At 74.2% G+C, this 17872-nt stretch carries 13 protein-coding genes and 1 pseudogene; 12 read left to right on the plus strand and 2 right to left on the minus strand.

Features of this window, described 5'->3' with window-relative positions:
• Window positions 1-41: 41 nt before the first annotated feature.
• From mptB to ACH4S9_RS41420, 6 genes and pseudogenes are all read left to right on the plus strand, one after another.
• Window positions 42-1481, plus strand: coding sequence for a polyprenol phosphomannose-dependent alpha 1,6 mannosyltransferase MptB (mptB, locus tag ACH4S9_RS41395; RefSeq protein ID WP_398376853.1), 1440 nt, complete (start codon window positions 42-44; stop codon window positions 1479-1481).
• Entirely contained in the window at window positions 1478-2728 is a 1251-nt protein-coding gene (locus ACH4S9_RS41400; RefSeq protein WP_358843638.1) for a glycosyltransferase 87 family protein, read from the plus strand. The genes mptB and ACH4S9_RS41400 overlap by 4 nt, the downstream gene beginning before the upstream one ends.
• A gap of 50 nt (window positions 2729-2778) precedes the next feature.
• Entirely contained in the window at window positions 2779-3750 is a 972-nt protein-coding gene (locus ACH4S9_RS41405; RefSeq protein ID WP_398376856.1) for a YbhN family protein, read from the plus strand.
• A gap of 367 nt (window positions 3751-4117) precedes the next feature.
• Window positions 4118-6844: a YfhO family protein gene (locus tag ACH4S9_RS41410; protein WP_398376857.1), complete on the plus strand. Its 2727-nt coding sequence runs from the start codon at window positions 4118-4120 to the stop codon at window positions 6842-6844.
• 28 nt (window positions 6845-6872) lie between these two features.
• Window positions 6873-7835 (plus strand): glycosyltransferase family 2 protein, encoded by a 963-nt coding sequence (locus tag ACH4S9_RS41415; protein WP_311723347.1) that lies wholly within the window; start codon window positions 6873-6875, stop codon window positions 7833-7835.
• Window positions 7835-8215: pseudogene (locus ACH4S9_RS41420) on the plus strand (GtrA family protein); the annotation flags it as partial. The gene ACH4S9_RS41415 and the pseudogene ACH4S9_RS41420, both read left to right, overlap by 1 nt.
• Window positions 8216-8639: 424 nt before the next feature.
• On the opposite strand, the gene ACH4S9_RS41425 reads toward ACH4S9_RS41420, so the two are convergent.
• Both ACH4S9_RS41425 and ACH4S9_RS41430 read right to left on the minus strand, forming a co-directional pair.
• The gene (locus ACH4S9_RS41425; RefSeq protein ID WP_358843641.1) at window positions 8640-9290 is read right to left on the minus strand and encodes a response regulator transcription factor; all 651 of its coding nucleotides are present in this window, start codon (window positions 9288-9290) and stop codon (window positions 8640-8642) included.
• A gap of 1 nt (window position 9291) precedes the next feature.
• Complete coding sequence (locus tag ACH4S9_RS41430) at window positions 9292-10524, minus strand: sensor histidine kinase (RefSeq protein ID WP_398376860.1); 1233 nt, start codon at window positions 10522-10524, stop codon at window positions 9292-9294.
• A 102-nt stretch (window positions 10525-10626) separates the two neighbouring features.
• Between ACH4S9_RS41430 and ACH4S9_RS41435 the strand changes: the two genes are divergently transcribed.
• From ACH4S9_RS41435 to ACH4S9_RS41460, 6 genes are read left to right on the plus strand one after another with little or no spacing between them, the layout of a single operon-like run.
• Complete coding sequence (locus ACH4S9_RS41435; RefSeq protein ID WP_398376862.1) at window positions 10627-11538, plus strand: ABC transporter ATP-binding protein; 912 nt, start codon at window positions 10627-10629, stop codon at window positions 11536-11538.
• Complete coding sequence (locus ACH4S9_RS41440) at window positions 11538-12326, plus strand: ABC transporter permease (RefSeq protein ID WP_398376863.1); 789 nt, start codon at window positions 11538-11540, stop codon at window positions 12324-12326. Before ACH4S9_RS41435 ends, ACH4S9_RS41440 begins: the two co-directional genes overlap by 1 nt.
• Before the next feature lie 16 nt (window positions 12327-12342).
• Complete coding sequence (locus tag ACH4S9_RS41445) at window positions 12343-12945, plus strand: GNAT family N-acetyltransferase (protein WP_398376864.1); 603 nt, start codon at window positions 12343-12345, stop codon at window positions 12943-12945.
• 21 nt (window positions 12946-12966) lie between these two features.
• Window positions 12967-14469 carry an ABC transporter substrate-binding protein gene (locus ACH4S9_RS41450; protein ID WP_398376865.1) on the plus strand — a complete coding sequence of 501 codons (1503 nt, stop codon included), beginning with the start codon at window positions 12967-12969 and terminating at the stop codon, window positions 14467-14469.
• A 5-nt stretch (window positions 14470-14474) separates the two neighbouring features.
• Entirely contained in the window at window positions 14475-16238 is a 1764-nt protein-coding gene (locus tag ACH4S9_RS41455; RefSeq protein WP_398376946.1) for an ABC transporter permease subunit, read from the plus strand.
• Window positions 16235-17815: an MFS transporter gene (locus ACH4S9_RS41460; protein ID WP_398376867.1), complete on the plus strand. Its 1581-nt coding sequence runs from the start codon at window positions 16235-16237 to the stop codon at window positions 17813-17815. The genes ACH4S9_RS41455 and ACH4S9_RS41460 overlap by 4 nt, the downstream gene beginning before the upstream one ends.
• Window positions 17816-17872: the final 57 nt, after the last annotated feature.

The raw sequence follows: 17872 nt of genomic DNA on the forward strand, positions 1-17872 counted from the left end.
CCATGCGCCGGGCCAATTCTGGTCAGGTGCTGGTCCGTCGTGTGTTCAATCGAGTCGCCGTCGTCGACCTTCCGCGCCAGTGCCTGCTGCTCGGACTCGCGGGCTCGGTGGCACTGGCCGCGGGAGGGCTGACCGCCGGCGCGCTGCCCATGGCGGACGCGCTGGTCCCCGGGACCGGCGGCGCCGCGATCGGCCTGGTCAGTACGTACTTCGGCCTCGTACTGCTGGTCGCGGCCTGGCTGCTGCTGGGCCGCGCGGTACGCGGCCCGGCGCCGCCCGGCCCGCGCGCCCTGCTGCTGACCCTCGCCGTCTGGGCCGCCCCGCTGCTCCCCGCGCCCCCGCTGTTCAGCCGGGACGTCTACAGCTATCTCGCCCAGGGCGCGATGGTCGACGCCCGCGTCGATGTGTACGTCCACGGGCCCGCCCTGCTCGGCGGACCGCTCGCCGCCGAGGTGGCGCCCGTGTGGCGGTACACCCCAGCCCCCTACGGCCCGGTCTCCCTCGCCTTCGAGACGGCCATCGCCAACGTCTCCCGGGCCGAGGTGTCCGCCGGGGTGTTCGGCATGCGGCTGGTCGCGCTGCTGGGCGTGGCGCTGATGATCCTCGCCCTCCCCGCGCTCGCCCGCCGCTGCGGCACCGATCCGGCCGAGGCCCTGTGGCTGGGGGCGCTCAACCCGCTGTTGCTGCTGCACCTGGTGGGCGGGGCACACAACGACGCCGTCATGATGGGGCTGCTGGGCGCCGGGCTGGTGGCCGCGACCGGCCGGTGGCCCGCCTGCGGCGCCGTGCTGGTCACCGTGGCCGCCCTGGTCAAGGCGCCCGCCGCGCTCGGGCTGCTGGCCGTCGCCGCGCTCTGGGCGGGCCTGCTGACGGGGAGATGGCGGCGCACCCGGGCCGCCGCGGCGACCGCCGCGCTGGCGCTCGGCACCACGGGCGCGGCCACGGCCGTCGCCGGCACCGGCTACGGCTGGATCACCGCCCTGGCCACGCCGGTCTCCCCGGACAACTGGGCGCTGACCAGCGCCCTCGGCCGCGCCACCGAGGCCGGTCTGGACGCCGTCGGCAGCGGCCTGGCACCGCTGGCCACCCCGGCCTGGCACGCGCTGGGACTGCTGGCGACCGCCGTCACCGTGTCCGTCGTTTGGCTGCGCGCCTCCCGCTCCCGCCCCGTCTACGCGCTGGGGCTGAGCCTGACCGCGGTGGCGGTGCTGGGCCCCGCGATTCGCCCGTGGTATCTGCTGTGGGGGCTGTTCCTCCTCGCCGCGGCCGCGCCGAGCGGTCCGGTGCGCCGGGCGGTCGCCGCCGCCAGCGGGGTGCTCGCCCTGGCCGTGCTGCCCAGCGGATTCGCGCCTGACCAAAGGCAGTTGACCCTCGCCGTATGCGGCGGAGCGCTGGCGCTGCTCGCCCTGTGGTGCGCCCACCGTGCCCCGGGACTCGGCTCAGCGTCCGCCGCCGGGGAACGCAGTCCGGAGGCGGCATGACGGGGCCCACCACCACGCGCGGCCGGCTGCTGCTGACGTTCGGGCTGACCGGGGCCGTGGCGCTGTTCCTCGCCACCGTGCCGCTGCACCGCGACTGGTTCGACCTGAGCGTCTACTACGGGACCGTCGGCCACTGGCTCCACGACGGCGGGCGCATCTACGACTACACGACCCCCGGCGCGGACGGCACCGCCTACGGATTCACCTACCCGCCCTTCGCGGCCCTGTGCATGCTGCCGATGGCCCTGGTGAGCTGGCCCGGCGCGATCACCATCTGCCTGCTGCTCAACCTGGCCGCCTCGGCGGCCGTGCTGTACTGGCTGACCGGCTCCCTGGTACGCCGGCACGCCCGGCACCCCTGGTTCGGCTTCACCGTCGTGGCCTGCCTGTTCGCCCTGCTGGAGCCGGTCCGGGACACCTTCAGCTTCGGCCAGGTCAATCTGGTCCTGCTGGCGCTCGTGCTCTTCGACGCCCGGCTGCTGGCCACCGGCCGCGGCCGGTACGCCGGGTTCGGCATCGGCCTCGCCGCCGCCATCAAGCTCACCCCGGCGATCTTCATCATCCATCTCCTGGTCACCGGGCGCCGGCGCGCCGCCGGGACGGCCGCGGCCACCGCGGCGGCCGCGACCCTGCTCGCCGCGTGGGTGGCGCCGACCCCGTCGCGGGACTACTGGACCGAGGACCTGTGGGACACCGACCGCATCGGGGTCGCCGCGTATGTCTCCAACCAGTCATGGCGCGGCATGCTGGCCCGGCTCGTCGACCCCGTCCCCCCGAGCGGCGCCGTCTGGGCGCTGGGGGCGCTCGCCGTCCTGGCCGTCTGGGCCCACCGGGTGCGGCGCGCCGCCGCCGCCCGGGACGAGGCGGCGGGCTTCGCGCTGACCGGCGTCGCCGCCTGCCTGGTCAGCCCGATCACCTGGGTGCACCATCTGGTCTGGCTGATCCCGGCCCTGACCGTGCTGGCCGACACCGCGCTGCGGCCCGGCACGCCGCCCGCGCGCCGTCGCCGGCTGCTGTCCACGGCGGTCGCGGTGTATGTGATCCTGTGCAGCAGCGTGGTGTGGCTGTGGCGCTTCCACCCCACCGGCCTGGACGGCTTCCTCGGCGGCAACGCCTATGTCTGGATCTGCCTCGGTCTGCTGCTGACCCTCCCGGTGCGCGCACCGGACGTCGCCGTTTCGCCACCGCCGCGACGAACGGATGTCGGCCGCGATACGCCGGAACGCCACCCACGGCGGACATGCTGACCGTACCGCGCCTCCTGCCCCCCGGCCCTCGTCAGCACCTGTGAGCGCACATGCCCGCGACCCTGCCCGAGCGGCGCCGCCTCTCCGCCCCCCGACGGCTTCCGCTGCGCCAGATCCTGTGCCTGGTGCCGATCGCCGTCGTCCTGGTGTGGGTGATCGGACACTGGTCGCTCATCGGCTCCGGCGCCCGTCAACTCCTTGACGCCAACCCCTACTGGCTGCTCGCGGCGGTCACCACCACCGGACTCGGATGGGTCGCCGTGTCCTTCGCCCGACAGGGAACCGTCCTTGAACGGCTTCCCGCCGGGCGGCTGTTCGCCACCCAGTTCGCCGCCGGGGCCGCCAACCACCTCCTGCCGTCGGGGATCGGCGCGAGCGCGGTCAACATCCGCTTCATGACCGGCTGTGGCCTCCCCGCCGCCCGCTCCTCGGCCGCGCTCGCCCTGTACTTCCTCGCGGAGGCCGTCGCCCGCATCTCGCTGCTGCTGATCCTCCTGGTCGCCTTCCCCGAGGCGCTCAGGCTCGGGCCGCTGCTCCCGGACCGGATCGGGGCGGCGCTCCCGGTGACGGCGGCCGCGGTGGTCTGCGCGCTGCTGGCCGTGGTCCTGACCATCCGTCCGGTGCGCCGGATCGTCCGCACCTTCCTGGTCACCGCGCTCACCGACGCGCGCTCCCTGCACGCCCGGCCCTCCAGGGCGCTGGCCCTGTGGGGCGGTTCGCTGGCCTTCCCTGTTCTCCAGGCGGCCGGGCTCGCCGCGGTCGCCGTCGCGGTGGAACTGGACGTGCCGCCTTCGCATGTCGTGCTCGCCTATCTGGCCGCGACCGTCGTGGCCGCGGTCGTCCCGTCGCCCGGAGGCATCGGGTCGGTGGACGCCGCTCTGGTCATCGCGCTCGTCGCGACCGGGGCGCCGGCGGACGCCGCCACCTCCGCGGTGCTCGCCTACCGCTTCATCACGGTCTGGCTGCCGCTGATCCCCGGAGCGCTGGTGCTCGGAACCCTGGTGCGCCGCAAGGTCGTCTGACCCGCCCCGCGCCCGCGCCGACCGATCCCCTCCGGTCTTCTCCCCGGCGTGCGGTTGCCCTTCGCCGTCGAAAAGGTGAACACAGGAAATCCGAAGGATTAATTCCGGGGGCCGGCCCATCGTTGGGTAAATTCCCGGGGCCGAGAGGCAACCAATCCCTGATTCAAAGGGTCAAACAGTCAGACTCGGCACGGCGCGCAATACAGGGGGAAGTGGTGCGACATCTCATTCGGCTACCCGCGTGCGCGGCGCCGATGTGTGACCCGGCTCATGGGAACTCATCGGCGTCGCCGGACAAGTAATCGGCGTGAAGCAAAAAAATCCGCGCCGACTTTCGGAATTGGATCCTGACGAATTGCGATCGCTCATGACCGGCCGAACGGCCCGCACCCGGCCGGATGACCAGCCGCGCACGGCCGCCGCACCACCCGCGGCCGAAGCTCTGCCCGAAACCCCGCGCGACGCCCCGCCCGACGCCTCCCCAGAGACCCCGAGTGACGCCCCGCGCGGCCTCCGTGCGCGGGCCGGGGCGCTCGCCGCGCTGGTCACGGTGGCCGCCGTCTGCCTCGGCGACGCCGTGGCCCGCAGCTATCCCTTCGGGTTCAGGACGCGCAGCGTGAACGACCTGGGCAACCAGTTCGTGCCCTTCCACGCCCACCTGTGGGACCTGCTGCACGGCCGGGGGACCGGCGGTCTGTTCGTCAACTGGCAGTCCGGATATGGCAGCAGCTTCCTGCCCGACCTGGGCACCTACCTCGGCAGCCCGTTCGCCCTGCTCGTCGCCCTCTTCCCGCGCGACGAGATCGATCTCGCTGTCTACGTGATCACGCTGCTGAAGATGGCGGCGGCCGGCGCGGTGATGGCCCAGCTGCTGCTCACGCTGCGCCCCGGCCGGTGGTGGGCGGCCGGGGCGCTCGGCGCCTCGTACGCGCTGTGCGGCTGGTCCGTGGCCGAGGCCTCGTACAACCCCATGTGGCTGGACGGGCTGATCGCGCTGCCGCTGCTGTGCCTGGTCGGCCACTGGGCGCTGGCGGGGCGGCGGTTCGTCCTCGGCACGCTGCTGGTCGCGCTCGTCTGGATCGCCAACTTCTACACCGCGTACATGGCCACCCTCGGCGCCGTGCTGCTGCTCCTCACCCGGCTGCTGGTGGAGCACGCCCCCACCGGCGTCCCCCTCCGGCGGCGCCTCGCGCCGCTGTGGCGGCCCGTGGCCCGGCTGGCGGGCGTCCTGGCGCTCGGGGTGGGCCTCGCGGCGCCCATGGTCTCCGTCGTCTACTTCGGCACCAAGCACGCCTACCCGGGCCGGGTCGTGGAGTTCTCGGCCAAGCCATGGACGGACGTCATGGCCCGGCTGCTGCCGGGCACGTACAACTTCAGCAGCCCGGCCGTCTACGTCGACACGGTGGCACTGCTGCTCGCCCTGACGCTGCCGTTCAACCCGGCGGTCCCCAGGCGGCTGCGGGGCGGCTGGACGCTGCTGGTCGCGGGGGTGGCGCTGTCCCTCCAGTGGGGGCCCACCCAGCTGGCCTGGCACGCCTTCTCCACCCCCAACGGCAGCCAGTACCGGGAGACGTTCGTGCTGAGCGGGTTGCTGGTGACCGCCGCCTGGCTGTCCTTCGCCCACGGCACACCGGGCCGGCGCCCGCTGCTCGCCGGAGGCGCGCTGCTGGCGGCGATCGCGGCCGCCGCGTCCCGCGCCACCGAACTGATGCGCCCGTGGACCTACCCGCTGCTGCTGGCCGGGGTCGCCGCCGTGGCGGCCGCCCTCGTGCTGGCCCGGCTCGCCCGCCGGTACCACCGTCCGCTGCCGGCCGCCCTCGCCGTCGTCCTGCTGATCGGCGCCCAAGTGGGCCAGTCCGCGGCCACCACGGCCGTCGCCGACCGGCTGCGGCTGGGGCACCTGGACGACTACGCGCCCTGGGGCGAGCGCCAGCGGACACAGCAGGCGCTGATCGCGGACGCGGACGGCTGGCCCCGGTACCGTACGGACCCGGGCCGCGAGCAGACCGTCGGGAACGACCCGCTGCTGGTCGGCGGGCAGGGCGCGCAGTACTACAGCAGCCTCACCTCCGATGTGTTCAGCCGCACCCTCACCGCCCTCGGCGGCGGCTGGTACTCGCGCGGCCGATCCGTGCAGAGCCTGGACAACCCGGTCACCGACGCGATCTTCTCGGTCGGCGCCCGCGTCCATTCCGCGCCCGATCCGCACCGGGACCCGAACGCGACGACCGACATCGCGCCGTATGTCACCCGCGAGGCCGTACCGCCCCTGGTCACCGTCCGGCCGAAGGCCGAGAGGGCGCCCGCCTTCGGCCCCTCGCCGTTCCGCAACCAGGAACTGCTCCTCGGGGCCCGGGTGTACACCATGGCCGACAAGATCTCGATACGAGGCGCGGACGGCAGGCCGGCCGCCCGCACCCCCGACGGGGGCTATCGACTGCCTCCCGGGCCGACCGAGCAGTCCCGCCCGAAGGCGCTGCTGACCGCCATGTGCCCGGGCGGCTCGCAGGTCTTCCTGTGGGCGCCGCACTACTGGGGCACCGCCGCGCTGCGCGGCGCCGACCGGCCCCCGGTCGGCTTCCGGGGCGACCACCCGGTCACCAAGATCGCTCCCATGCAGCCGCTGGGGACGGCCCCGGCCTCCGGGCGCGTCGAGGTGGGTCTGACCATCCAGAAGGGCGGCACCGTCCCCGTTGATTCCGTCGGCTGCCTGGACACGGGACGGCTGCGCGCGGCCACGGGCCGGCTCCGGGCCCAGGGCGCCACCTCCGTCCATGTTTCCGACAGCGTCTCCGACACCGGCATCCGCGCCGAACTGCCACCCGGCTCCCGCGGCATCGCCGTGGTCGCCGTCCCGCGGATCGCGGGCTGGCAGTGCGCCGCGGGCGGCGGCCGGCACCGCCCGGCCGACAGCTACCTCGGCCTGGTCGCGGTGAAGCTCGACGGCTCCGCCACCTCCATCGACTGCACGTTCCGCCCTCCCGGCCTGCGGCTGGGCACCGCCGTGGGAGCCGCCGCGCTCCTGGCCCTGACCCTGTCGGCCGCATTCCGGTTCCTGCGCGCCCGACGGGAGAGCCGCCATGTCCACCACTGACGCCCGCGAATTCCTCACGGGGGAGACCATGCTGATTTCGATCGTCGTACCCTGCTACAACGAAGAAGCCGTGATCGGTCGTTTTCATGAACACCTCACCCGGGAACTCAAGGCGGTCGGACACGACTTCGAATTCCTTTATGTGGACGACGGCAGCAAGGACCGCACGCTTTCTCTTCTGAAACAGCTGGCCGAAACCGATCCCCGGGTCCGCTACGTCTCCTTCAGCCGCAATTTCGGCAAGGAGGCGGCGATGCTGGCCGGGCTGCGGTTCGCCTCCGGCGACGCCGTGGTCCTCATGGACGCCGATCTCCAGCACCCGCCGGAGCTGGTCAAGCGCATGGTCGAGCTGCATGCCCAGGGCCATGACCAGGTCATCGCCAAGCGCACCCGGGACGGCGACCGGGTCACCCGGGCGCTCACCGCCCGCGCCTACTACCGGCTCATCAACCGCTTCGTCGACGTGGAGCTCGTCGACGGCGTCGGCGACTTCCGGCTGCTGTCCCGGCGCGCGGTGGACGCCGTGCTGGAGCTCACCGAGTACAACCGCTTCTCCAAGGGGCTGTTCGCCTGGGTCGGCTTCCCGAGCGTGACCTTCGAGTACGAGAACGCCGTGCGCGAGGAGGGCCGCAGCAAGTGGACCTTCGGCCAGCTCCTCAACTACGGGGCCGACGGGCTGATCTCCTTCAACAACAAGCCACTGCGCGCCGCGGTCTACCTCGGCCTGCTGCTGGTGTCGGTGGCCGCGCTGTACGCGGTGTGGATCGTGGGCAGCGCGGCGGTCAACGGGGTCGACACCCCCGGCTATGTCACCCTGCTCGTGGTCATCACCGCGCTGGCCGGGGTCCAGATGGTCATGGTCGGCGTCATCGGCGAGTACATCGGCCGCATCTACTATGAGGTCAAGCGGCGCCCGCACTTTCTGGTGCAGTCCACCAACGCGGTCCCCGCCGCCACGCTGAACGACCAGCTGAAGGACCTCGTCCGGTGATGCATCGCCCCCTGCTCGGCCAGCTCGTGAGATTCGGCCTGGTCGGCGTCGTCAACACCGCCACGTACTACGGCATGTATCTGTGCTTTCTGCGCCGGCTGCCGTATCTCGTGGCCCATGTCGCCGCCTTCGCCCTCAGCACGGTCGGCTCGTTCCTGCTCAACTCCTGGTTCACCTACCGTACCCGCCCCACCTGGCGGAAGTTCCTGCTCTTCCCCCTGACCACGGCCGCCAACTTCGTCATCACCACCGGCGGGGTCTATGTCCTGGTCGACCTGGTGCACATCGGGGACCGGGCGGCCCCGCTGATGGCCGCGGCGGTGGCCGTGCCCATCACCTTTGTGCTATCCAGGACGATCATGCTCGGGCCCGCCTCCGGGGGGCCGGGCGAAAACGCGGTGCACGGGGGAGACATGACGGCCGGAGAAGAGCCCGGGGTGTACGAGATCCGTGTGCACGGCTTCGCGGACAGCGAGGAGGCCCTGGCCCTTCAGGACCCCATCGCCCGCCTGCTGTGCCCGGAAGAGGGGCACGACGGCCCGTGCGAGGTGCCCTGGGGCTTCACTCTCGGCCGTGACGATCGGGCCCGGGAGCGGGCCGACGACGACGGGGCCACGGTGCTCGTGCTCGGCGTCTACGCCTCCGGCGCGCGGGCGGCGGAGGTGGCCGACCGGGTGCGCGCCGCCCTCGGCGAGACGCGCCCGGTCGAGCTCGGAGAGGGCGATGCCGAGCAGTTCGAGACGCTGGTGAAGCAGTACTGGATCGAGAACGCGCCCAGCGGGGGCTGACGCCTGGGCGGCCGTGTCACCCGGCGGGGCCGGCGTCGCGGACCAGCAGGGCCGCCTGGACCCGGTTCGAGCAGTCCAACTTGGCCAGCACACGGCTCACATACGTCTTGATGGTCTTCTCGCTCATGTGCAGCGCGCGGCCGATCTCGGCGTTGGACATGCCCTCGGCCACCAGACGCAGCACCTGTGACTCGCGCTCGGTGAGCGCGGTCAGGCGTTCCACGGCCTCCCGGCGGCGCCGGGCCGCGACCGGGGCGATCAGGTCGAGCACCGGCCGGGTGACCCCGGGGGACAGATAGGCTTCGCCGCCGTGTGCCGCCCGCACCGCGCGGATCAGCTCGTCGGGCGTGCAGTTCTTGAGCACGAATCCCGCCGCGCCGCCCTGGAGCGCCCGCAACACGTTCGGCTCAGCCCCGAACGCCGTCAGCACCACCGTACGCAGCTCGGGCGCCTGCCGCCGCAGCTCCTCCAGCGCGCCCAGCCCGTCCAGGTGCGGCATGTTGATGTCGACCAGGGCCACATCCACGCGATGCCGGACCGCCTCGGCCACGGCGGCCCGGCCGTGCTCCGCCTCGGCGACCACCTCGATGTCGGGCGCAGACTCGAGCACGGTGCGGATACCGGCCCTGATCAGTGGCTCGTCGTCGGCCACCAACACCTTGATCATCTCAGTTCACCCCCAGCAGCATGCCCACGGGCAGCACCACGAACATCACGGCGGCGGTGGCGAATCCGAGCGCGGCGGTGCGCAGATGCCCGACCGCGGGCGGCACTTCGTCCCCCTCGCCAGTGTCGGTGGCGGCGGCGGTCGGCACCATCGCCACCAGCCGGAAACCCTGGTCCGACAGCCGGTGGTCGGCGAACCCGCCGACCTGCCGCATCCGCTCGTCCAGCCCGCGCAGCCCGTGTCCGCCGCCCGCCCCGCCGGGATCCCGCGGCCCCTCCGCAACCGGATTGTCCACGGTGACCAGCAGCGCGTCCGGCTCCCAGGTGAGGCACACCGTCACCGGGCGACCCGGGGCGTGCTTGGCCGCGTTGGTCAGCCCCTCCTCGACGGTCCGGTACACCGCCTCCCCGGCCGCCGGGGGCAGCGGGCGGGGCTCCCCGCCCCGCCGCAGCGTCACCGGCACCCCGGCCGCCCGGAACTCCGCCACCACGTCGTCGACGGCCTCCGCCCCGGGGCCCCGGGCGGCCGTCTCGTCCGTTCCCCGCAGGGCGCCGACCAACTCGTGCAGCTCGTCCATGGCGCCACGCGCCGTCCCCGCCAACTGCCGTACCGCCTCCCGCTGCCGCTGAGGCAGTTCGGCCACCTCCAGCGCCGCCGCCTGGACCGACACCAGGCTGAGCCGGTGGCCGAGGGAGTCGTGCATGTCCCGGGCGATCCGCAGCCGTTCGCGCAGCCGCTCCCGCTCGGCCAGCAGCTCGCGCTCCCGGCGCAGCCGCCGGTTGCGCCGGCCGAGCTCGGCCACCAGCCGCCGATGCTGTGCCAGATACCGGCCGACGAGCAGGGGCAGCACCACGAACACCACGAAGAGCGCCATCAGTTGCGACAGGGCGGGCGCGTCCGCGGGCCGGGCCACGAGCCCCACCGCGAGCCAGCCGAGCGCGGCACCGGCCACCTGGGCCGTGTCCCGCCGCGCCACCGCGCGGTGTCCGGCCTGGTAGGCGGCCCACAACAGCAGGACATACGAGCCCCCGGCCAGGGCGGACAGCAGCAGGCACGCCGTGAAGGCCGCCGCCGGGGCCCGCTCGCCCAGCGCGAGCACGCCCGCCACGGCGAGCGCGTACGCCACGGCGGCCCAGGGCAGCGCACCGCCGTGGGGCGTGGCCACGAACAGCGCGGTGTCCGCCACGAACACGGCGGCGGCCAGCAGAGGTCGGCCGAGGGGCAGCAGGCTCATGGCAGCAGGCTAAGGCCTGGCCGATGGTGTCGACTTTGGTCCCGGCGACGGGCGACTTTCGGCGACAGCCCGGCGCCGGGCCCGTTGCCTAGCGTGAACGGCGTGATCGAAGTGCGCGACCTCAGCAAGAAGTACGGGAACACCACCGCCGTTGACGGGTTGTCCTTCACCGTGCGGCCCGGCCGGGTGACCGGTTTCCTCGGGCCCAACGGGGCGGGCAAGTCCACCACGATGCGGATGATGCTGGACCTCGACCGCCCCACCACGGGCCACGTTCTCATCGACGGAGACCGATACCGCCGGCTCCCGGATCCGCTGCGCCGGGTCGGGGCGCTGCTGGAGGCCCGGGCGGTGCACGCCGGCCGCAGCGTGTACGACACCCTGCGGTGGCCGGCCCGCAGCAACCGCATCCCCGAGAAGCGGGTACGCGAGGTGCTGGAGCTGGTGGGGCTCGCGGGCGTGGCCCGCAAGCGGGCCAAGGGCCTCTCGCTCGGCATGGCCCAGCGGCTCGGCATCGCCGCGGCGCTGCTCGGCGATCCGTCGGTGTTGTTGTTCGACGAGCCGGTCAACGGGCTGGACCCCGAGGGGATCCTGTGGATCCGGAACCTGATGAAGGACCTGGCCGCGGAGGGCCGGACCGTGTTCGTCTCCAGCCATCTGATGAGCGAGATGGCCCTCACCGCGGAACACCTGATCGTGATCGGGCGCGGCCGGCTGCTCGCGGACACCACCGTAAGGGAGTTCATCGAGGCCAACTCCAGCTCGTACGTGCGGATCCGCACGCCGGAGCCGGAGCGGATGCGCGCCGCGCTGGCGGCCACGGGCGTCCGGGTGCGGCGGTCGGCCGACGGGGCGCTGGAGGCCTACGGGGCGCGGTCCGAGGCGGTCGGGGAGCTGGCGGCGGCCCAGGGGCTGACCGTGCACGAGGTCAGCGCGCAACAGGCCTCGCTCGAAGAGGCGTTCATGCGGCTGACGGGGGAGGCCGGCGACCACCGGGCGGGAGGTGTCCGGTGATGGATACGACCCGGGTGCGCGCAGCCTTCGCCGCCGAATGGATCAAGATCCGTACGGTCCGGTCGACCCTTTGGACCCTGTTGCTCGCCTTCCTGCTCAGCGTCGGTCTGGGCCTGCTCGTCGGCCACTCCCTGAGCGCGGGCTTCTCCCGGATGAACCAGGAACAGCAGGAGAACTTCGACCCCGTGGCGGCGGGGTTCCTGGGGCTGATGGTCGGCCAGATCTCCCTCGTCGTGTTCGGCGTGCTCCAGATCGGCGCCGAGTACACCAGCGGCACCATCCGCGCCTCGCTCATCGCGGTGCCCCGCCGGGGGCTGTTCTACGGCGCCAAGGTGGCGGCGGCGACGCTGACCGCGATGGTGTTCTCGCTGCTCACCGTGTTCCCCGCCTTCTTCGCCGCGCAGTGGGCGCTCGGCCCGCACGGCGTGTCCCTCGGCGACCCCGGTGTTCCGCGCGCGGTCCTCGGCGCCTGGGCGTATCTGACGCTGATGTGCGCGTTCTCGATCGGAGTGGCCACGATGCTGCGCAGCACGTCGCTCACCCTCGGCATCCTGATCCCGCTGCTCTTTCTCAACTCGCAGGGGCTCGGCAACATCCCGAAGATCCGGATCGTGGCGCAGTTCCTGCCCGACCAGGCCGGGGCCGTGATGATGCAGGTGGTCTCGGTGGACGAGTCCTTCATCGGCCACCGGGACTTCGGCCCCGGGGTCGCCCTGGTGATCCTGCTGGCCTGGACGGTGGCGGCCCTCGCCGGGGGGTATGCGGTGCTGCGTCGCCGCGATCCTTGATGCATATGATGTGCAAGTGCATGATTACCGCATCAGGACGGCCACGCCCGAAGACCTCGACGGTGCCCGGAGCGTGATGCTGGACACCGTGTACCGGGACTTCGGTACGGGATATGTGCCGCGCTGGCACGGCGACATCGTCGATCCGGAGGGCGCCTACCTCCGTTCCGCGCGGCACACCCTGCTCGTCGCGGTCGACGGGTGCGACGGGCGGGTCGTGGCGACGGCCGCGCTCGACTCGCGGGGGCCCGCGCATCCGCCCAACCCCCGCGCGCTCGCCGAGCGCTACCCCTCGGGGCGCACCGCGCAGCTGCGCCGGGTGTACGTGCGGCCCGAACACCGGCGGCGGGGGCTGGCCCGGCAGTTGGTGGCCCGGCTGTTGGACTTCGCGGCGGCGGACGGCGGCTATCGCTCGGTCTATCTGCACACCGACCCCGCCGTGCCCGGCGCCGAGGCCTTCTGGCGGTCCCTGGGGGAGGTGGTGTGCGACGAGCGGGCGGAATCCGGGGGCGGGGAGCGGGTCGTGCACTTCGAGGTGGCCCTGCGAGGGCAGCCCAACCCTGGGGGCAGCATTAATGGAAACGATAATCATGTAACCTGTGCGGCGTCCCGCTCGTAGAACCCGTGGAGAACGAGGACCATGCGCTTCGCCCGCCGCCGTCGGCTGCTCTCCGGCCTGCTGCTCGCCCCCCTGCTCTCCGGCTGCTTCGCGGCCGAGGACAAGTCCTCCCCGTCCGGCTCCGGTTCCGGCCCCGGCGAGCGGCTGCGCGTCGCGCTCGCCTTCCCGCCCGCCGAGAACTTCTCGCCGTACGGCAGTGACGCCACCCTGCTCAGCCGGCTCGGTGTCACCGAGGGGCTGACCCGGCTGGACGCCAACGGCGCAGCGTCCCCCGCGCTCGCCGAGTCATGGCGTCAGGAGGGCGAGCGCGCCTGGGTGTTCACCCTGCGCGAGGCCCGGTTCCAGGACGGCACCGAACTCACCCCGGCCGCGGTCGCCGCCGCCCTCACCCACGCCACCCGGGCCGACCCGGCCCCCGCCGCGCTCTCCGGGGTGCGGCTCACCGTCGAGCCCGCCGGAAAGCGGCAGGTCCGCGTCACCACCACCGACCCCGACCCGGCGCTGCCGCTGCGGCTGTCCAGCCCGAGCCTGGCCGTGCTGTCCGCGAAGGCCTACCGCGAGAAGGGCACCGTCGATCCGGCCGGGACCGCCACCGGGCCGTTCGAGCTGACCAGCACGGGCGGCGGCAACCGGGCGGGCCTGGACCGCTTCGACGACTACTGGGGCGGCCGGGCGCAGGCCTCCGGCATCGACGCGCGGTTCATCGCCGACGGCACGGCCCGCACCAACGCCCTGCGCACCGGCGAGGTGGACATCGCCGAAGCCGTGCCGGTCGCCCAGGTCTCCTCCCTCGACAAGGGCACCGCCCGCGAACTGGCCACCACCCGCACCACCAGCCTCCAGCTGAACACCCGCTCCGGCCCCTTCGCCGACCCGAAGGTGCGGGCCGCCGCCCGCGCGGCGGTCGACACCTCGGTCCTCGCCAAGGACGTGTACGAGGGATACGCCGACCGCGGGCAGGGCGTGTTCGGGCCCGCCCTGAGCTGGGCGGCGGACAAGCGCGAGGAGCCGAAGGGGCGGGCGCGGGCCGCGCGCGTCCACGGCACCGCCATCACCCTCGCCACCTACGACAACCGGCCCGAGCTGCCCGAGGTCGCGCAGGTGCTGCAACAGCAGCTGAAGAAGGCAGGGTTCACGGTCGAGGTGGAGGTGCGCGAGTCCTCGCGGATCGAAGGCGACGCGCTGGCCGGCAAGTTCGACGCGTTCGTCGGCGCCCGCAACACCATGCTCGACACCGGCGACCCGGTCTCCGTCCTCGCGAGCGACTTCACCTGCGACGGCAGCTACAACCTGGCGCTGCTGTGCGACAAGCGGGTCGACCGGGCGGTCGCCGAGGCCGAGACCACGGCCGACCCCGCGCGGCGGCAGGGCGCGGCGATGGCGGCGGAGGCCGAGATCCTGCGCACGGACGCGACCGTTCCGCTCGTCCACCAGCGGATCGTCCACGGCGTCCGCACCTCGGTTCACGGCGTCCTCCTCGACCCGTACGAGCGCACCCTCATCGGCCCCGGGACCCGGCGCTGAGCGCCATACGCCGGGGCGCACCGGGCGCGCTGTGGCGCGCCGTCGTCGTCGCGGCCCTGCTGTGCGGCATCGGTCTGCTGCCCTGGCTCTCCCGCACCGACCCGGCGCTCACCGTGCTCGAGGCGCGGTCCGCCGAACGCGACCCCGCCCCCGAGGTGCTGGCCGCCATCCGCGGTGAACTCGGCCTCGACGCGGGCCCCGTGCACCTGCTCGGGCGGTGGCTCGGCGGGCTGCTGCACGGCGACGCCGGACACTCCTGGATCTCCGGCGGCGCCGTGCTGCCCGCCGTCACCACCGCCCTCGGCGCCTCGCTGCTGCTCATGGCCGCCGCGCTGGCCGTCGCCGCCGTCACCGCCGCCGCCGTGTGCGCCCGCACCCTCCGGCTCGGCGCGCGGCGCGCCCTCACCGGGCGGCGCACCGGCGGCGCGGCGGCGATGCTCGCCGCGCTGCCCGAGTTCCTGACCGCCTCCGTCCTGGCCACCGTGGTCGGGGTGCAGCTCGGGTGGCTGCCCGCGCTCGGCTGGTACGGCCCGCGCTGGCTCGTCCTGCCCGCGCTGGCCATCGGCCTGCCCACCGGGGCGCTGCTCGGGCGGATGCTCGACGACGCCCTGCCCGGCGCCTTCGCCGAGCCCTGGGCGCGGGCCGCCGCCGCCCGCGGCATCCCGGGCCGGCGCATCGCCCGGCACGCGCTGCGCCGGTGCCTCCCAGGCCTGCTGCCCAACCTCGGTCTCTTCGTGGTCGGCCTCACCGGCGGCGCGGTCGCCGTGGAGCAGATCTTCGACATCCCCGGGCTCGGCCGGCTCACCCTGGACGCCGCCATTGCCCAGGACCTGCCCGTGCTCCAGACCGGCACGCTCGCCCTGGTGGCACTCGCCGCGGCCGTCAGCGGCCTGGCCCGGCTCGCGGGCCGCGCGCTGCTCGGACCCGCGCTGCGCGACGGCGCGCTGGTCACCCTGCACCGGCCGGACGCCCCCGACCGCAGCCGCCTTCCCCTTGTCCACGGCGCGCTGCTGCTCGGCGTCATCGCCCTCGGCCTGGCCCGCGACCCGCTCGCGCTGGACACCGCCGCCCGGCTGCGCGCCCCGTCCTGGGCGCATCCGTTCGGCACCGACGCGCTCGGCCGCGACCTCCTGGCCCGGGTCGGCCACGGCGCGCTCACCACGCTCGCCCTCGCCCTCGCGGTCAGCGCCGCGGCGCTGCTGGCCGGGGTGGCGCTCGGCCTGGCGCCCCGGCTGTCCCCGGCCCTCGTCGACACCGCCAACGCCGTGCCGCCCGTACTCGCCGGACTCCTCGTCACCGGAGTCACCGGCGGCGGCCCCGCCACGCCCGCGCTCGCCGTGGCCGCGGTCGCCTGGGCCCCGCTGGCCGCGCACACCTCCGCCCTGCTGCGGCAGGAGCTCGCCACCACCCACCTCGCCGCCACCCGCGCACTCGGCGCGGGACGGGCACATGTGCTGCGGCGCGCCCTGCTGCCCGCCGTACTGCCACCGGTGACCCGGCACGCGCTGCTGCGGCTGCCCTCGGTGGCGCTCGCCCTCGCCTCCCTCGGCTTCCTCGGCCTCGGCGCCGGGCCGCCGTCCCCCGAGTGGGGCCTGCTGCTGGCCGAGAACCACCCGTACGCCGAGCGCGCCCCCTGGGCCGTGCTCGCCCCCGCCGCGATGCTCGCCGTCCTCGGGGCGCTGGCGGTCACCGCGTCCGGCGGGGTGCGGTGGCCATGGCTGGACCGTGGCGGTCGGGCGTCCTCCGCGGCGCGTGAGGAAGCCCGATGACCGGCACCCCCGTCCGAACGCCCGCCGCCACGGCCCGGACCTGGCGGCGGTGCCCCGGGTTGCCGCCGCTGCCGCCCCTGCTGCGGCTGCTGATCTGGACCCAGCTCGCCTTCAACATCGGCTTCTACGCGGTCCTGCCCTTCCTCGCCGAACACCTCGGCACGGCCATCGGCATGGCCGGCTGGCTGGTCGGCCTGGTACTCGGCCTGCGCACCTTCAGCCAGCAGGGGCTGTTCGTGGTGGGTGGCGCACTGGCCGACCGGTACGGCATCCGGCCGGTGGTGCTGGCGGGCTGCGCGCTGCGGATCGCCGGCTTCGCGTGGCTGGGCTGGGCGGAGCGGACCTGGGCGGTCATCGGCGCGGTGCTGCTGATCGGCTTCGCGGCCGCGCTGTTCTCGCCCGCCGTGGAGTCCGAGGTGGCCCGCCAGGCGGTCCGTTGGGAGGAGGCGGGCGGCGGGCCCCGCACCCGCGTCCTGGCGCTGTTCTCCGTCGCCGGGCAGGCCGGCGCGTTCGTCGGACCGCTGCTCGGCGCGCTCCTGCTGGCCGTGGACTTCCGCGCCGTATGCCTCGCCGGGGCGGGGGTGTTCGTCCTCGTCCTGGCCGGACATCTACGGCTGCTGCCCCAGCACATCCCCGGCCGCAAGCCCACCCGGCCCCGGGGTGGGCCAGGTCGTGTCCGCATAGTCGCGTCGGATCAGCCCGCGGCGCGGGGGCGCCCCCAGCTACCGCTGGGAGGTGCCCCCACAGCGGTAGCTGGGAGGGGGCACCGCCCAGCGGTAGCGGGGGGAGCGTGCGATCGCAAGGCGGAGGGTCGCCCTCGTACTGGGCGTACTTGGGCGACCCCGACAACGCAGCGCGGGGGTACCCCCAGCGGTAGCTGGGAGGGGGCACCACCCAGCGGTAGCGGGGGGAGCGTGCCAGGCGTCGCGGGCCCGGCGGGACTATGCGGACACGGCCTACGGACCCTGGCGCGCAACCGGCGCTTTCTCGCGCTGTGTCTGGCGTACGGTGTCTACCTGCTGGCGTACAACCAGCTCTACCTCGCCCTGCCGCTGGAAGTGGAGCGCGCGGTGGGCTCGCAGGCGCCGCTGGCCTGGCTGTTCGCTCTCTCCTCCGCGCTGGTGGTGACCGCCCAGCTGCCCGTCACCCGCTGGGCGGCCGCCCGGCTGGACCTGCGCCGCTCCATGGCGGCCGGGCTGCTGCTCGTCTCCGCGGGCTTCGCCGCGGTGGCCGCCGCACGGCCCGCCGCCTGGACGGGCGCGGCCGGGCTGCTCCCGGCGGCGGGCCTCGTGGTGCTGCTGACCCTCGGCCAGATGCTGCTCGTCCCGGCCGCCCGCGCCTGGGTGCCCGACCTCGCCGAAGAAGGCAGGCTCGGCCTCTACACCGGCGCGCTGTCGTCCGTCTCCGGCCTCGTCGTCCTGGCGGGCAGCGCTGCGACCGGCTCGCTGCTCGACGCGGGCCTGCCCGCCGCGGTGCCGTGGCTGGTACTCGCCGCGCTCCCGCCGGCGGCGGTCGCCCTGCTGCCGCGCCACCGCGGTGGGCCTCCGGAACCCCCGGCCCCCACGGCGAGCCGGTAGCCGCACCGGCGGCCGAGTGGGCCGGGCGGGCCGGGTGTTCCGGGCGTTCCGGGATAT

This window comes from Streptomyces sp. NPDC021225, assembly GCF_044332865.1.
Taxonomy (GTDB): Bacteria; Actinomycetota; Actinomycetes; order Streptomycetales; family Streptomycetaceae; genus Streptomyces.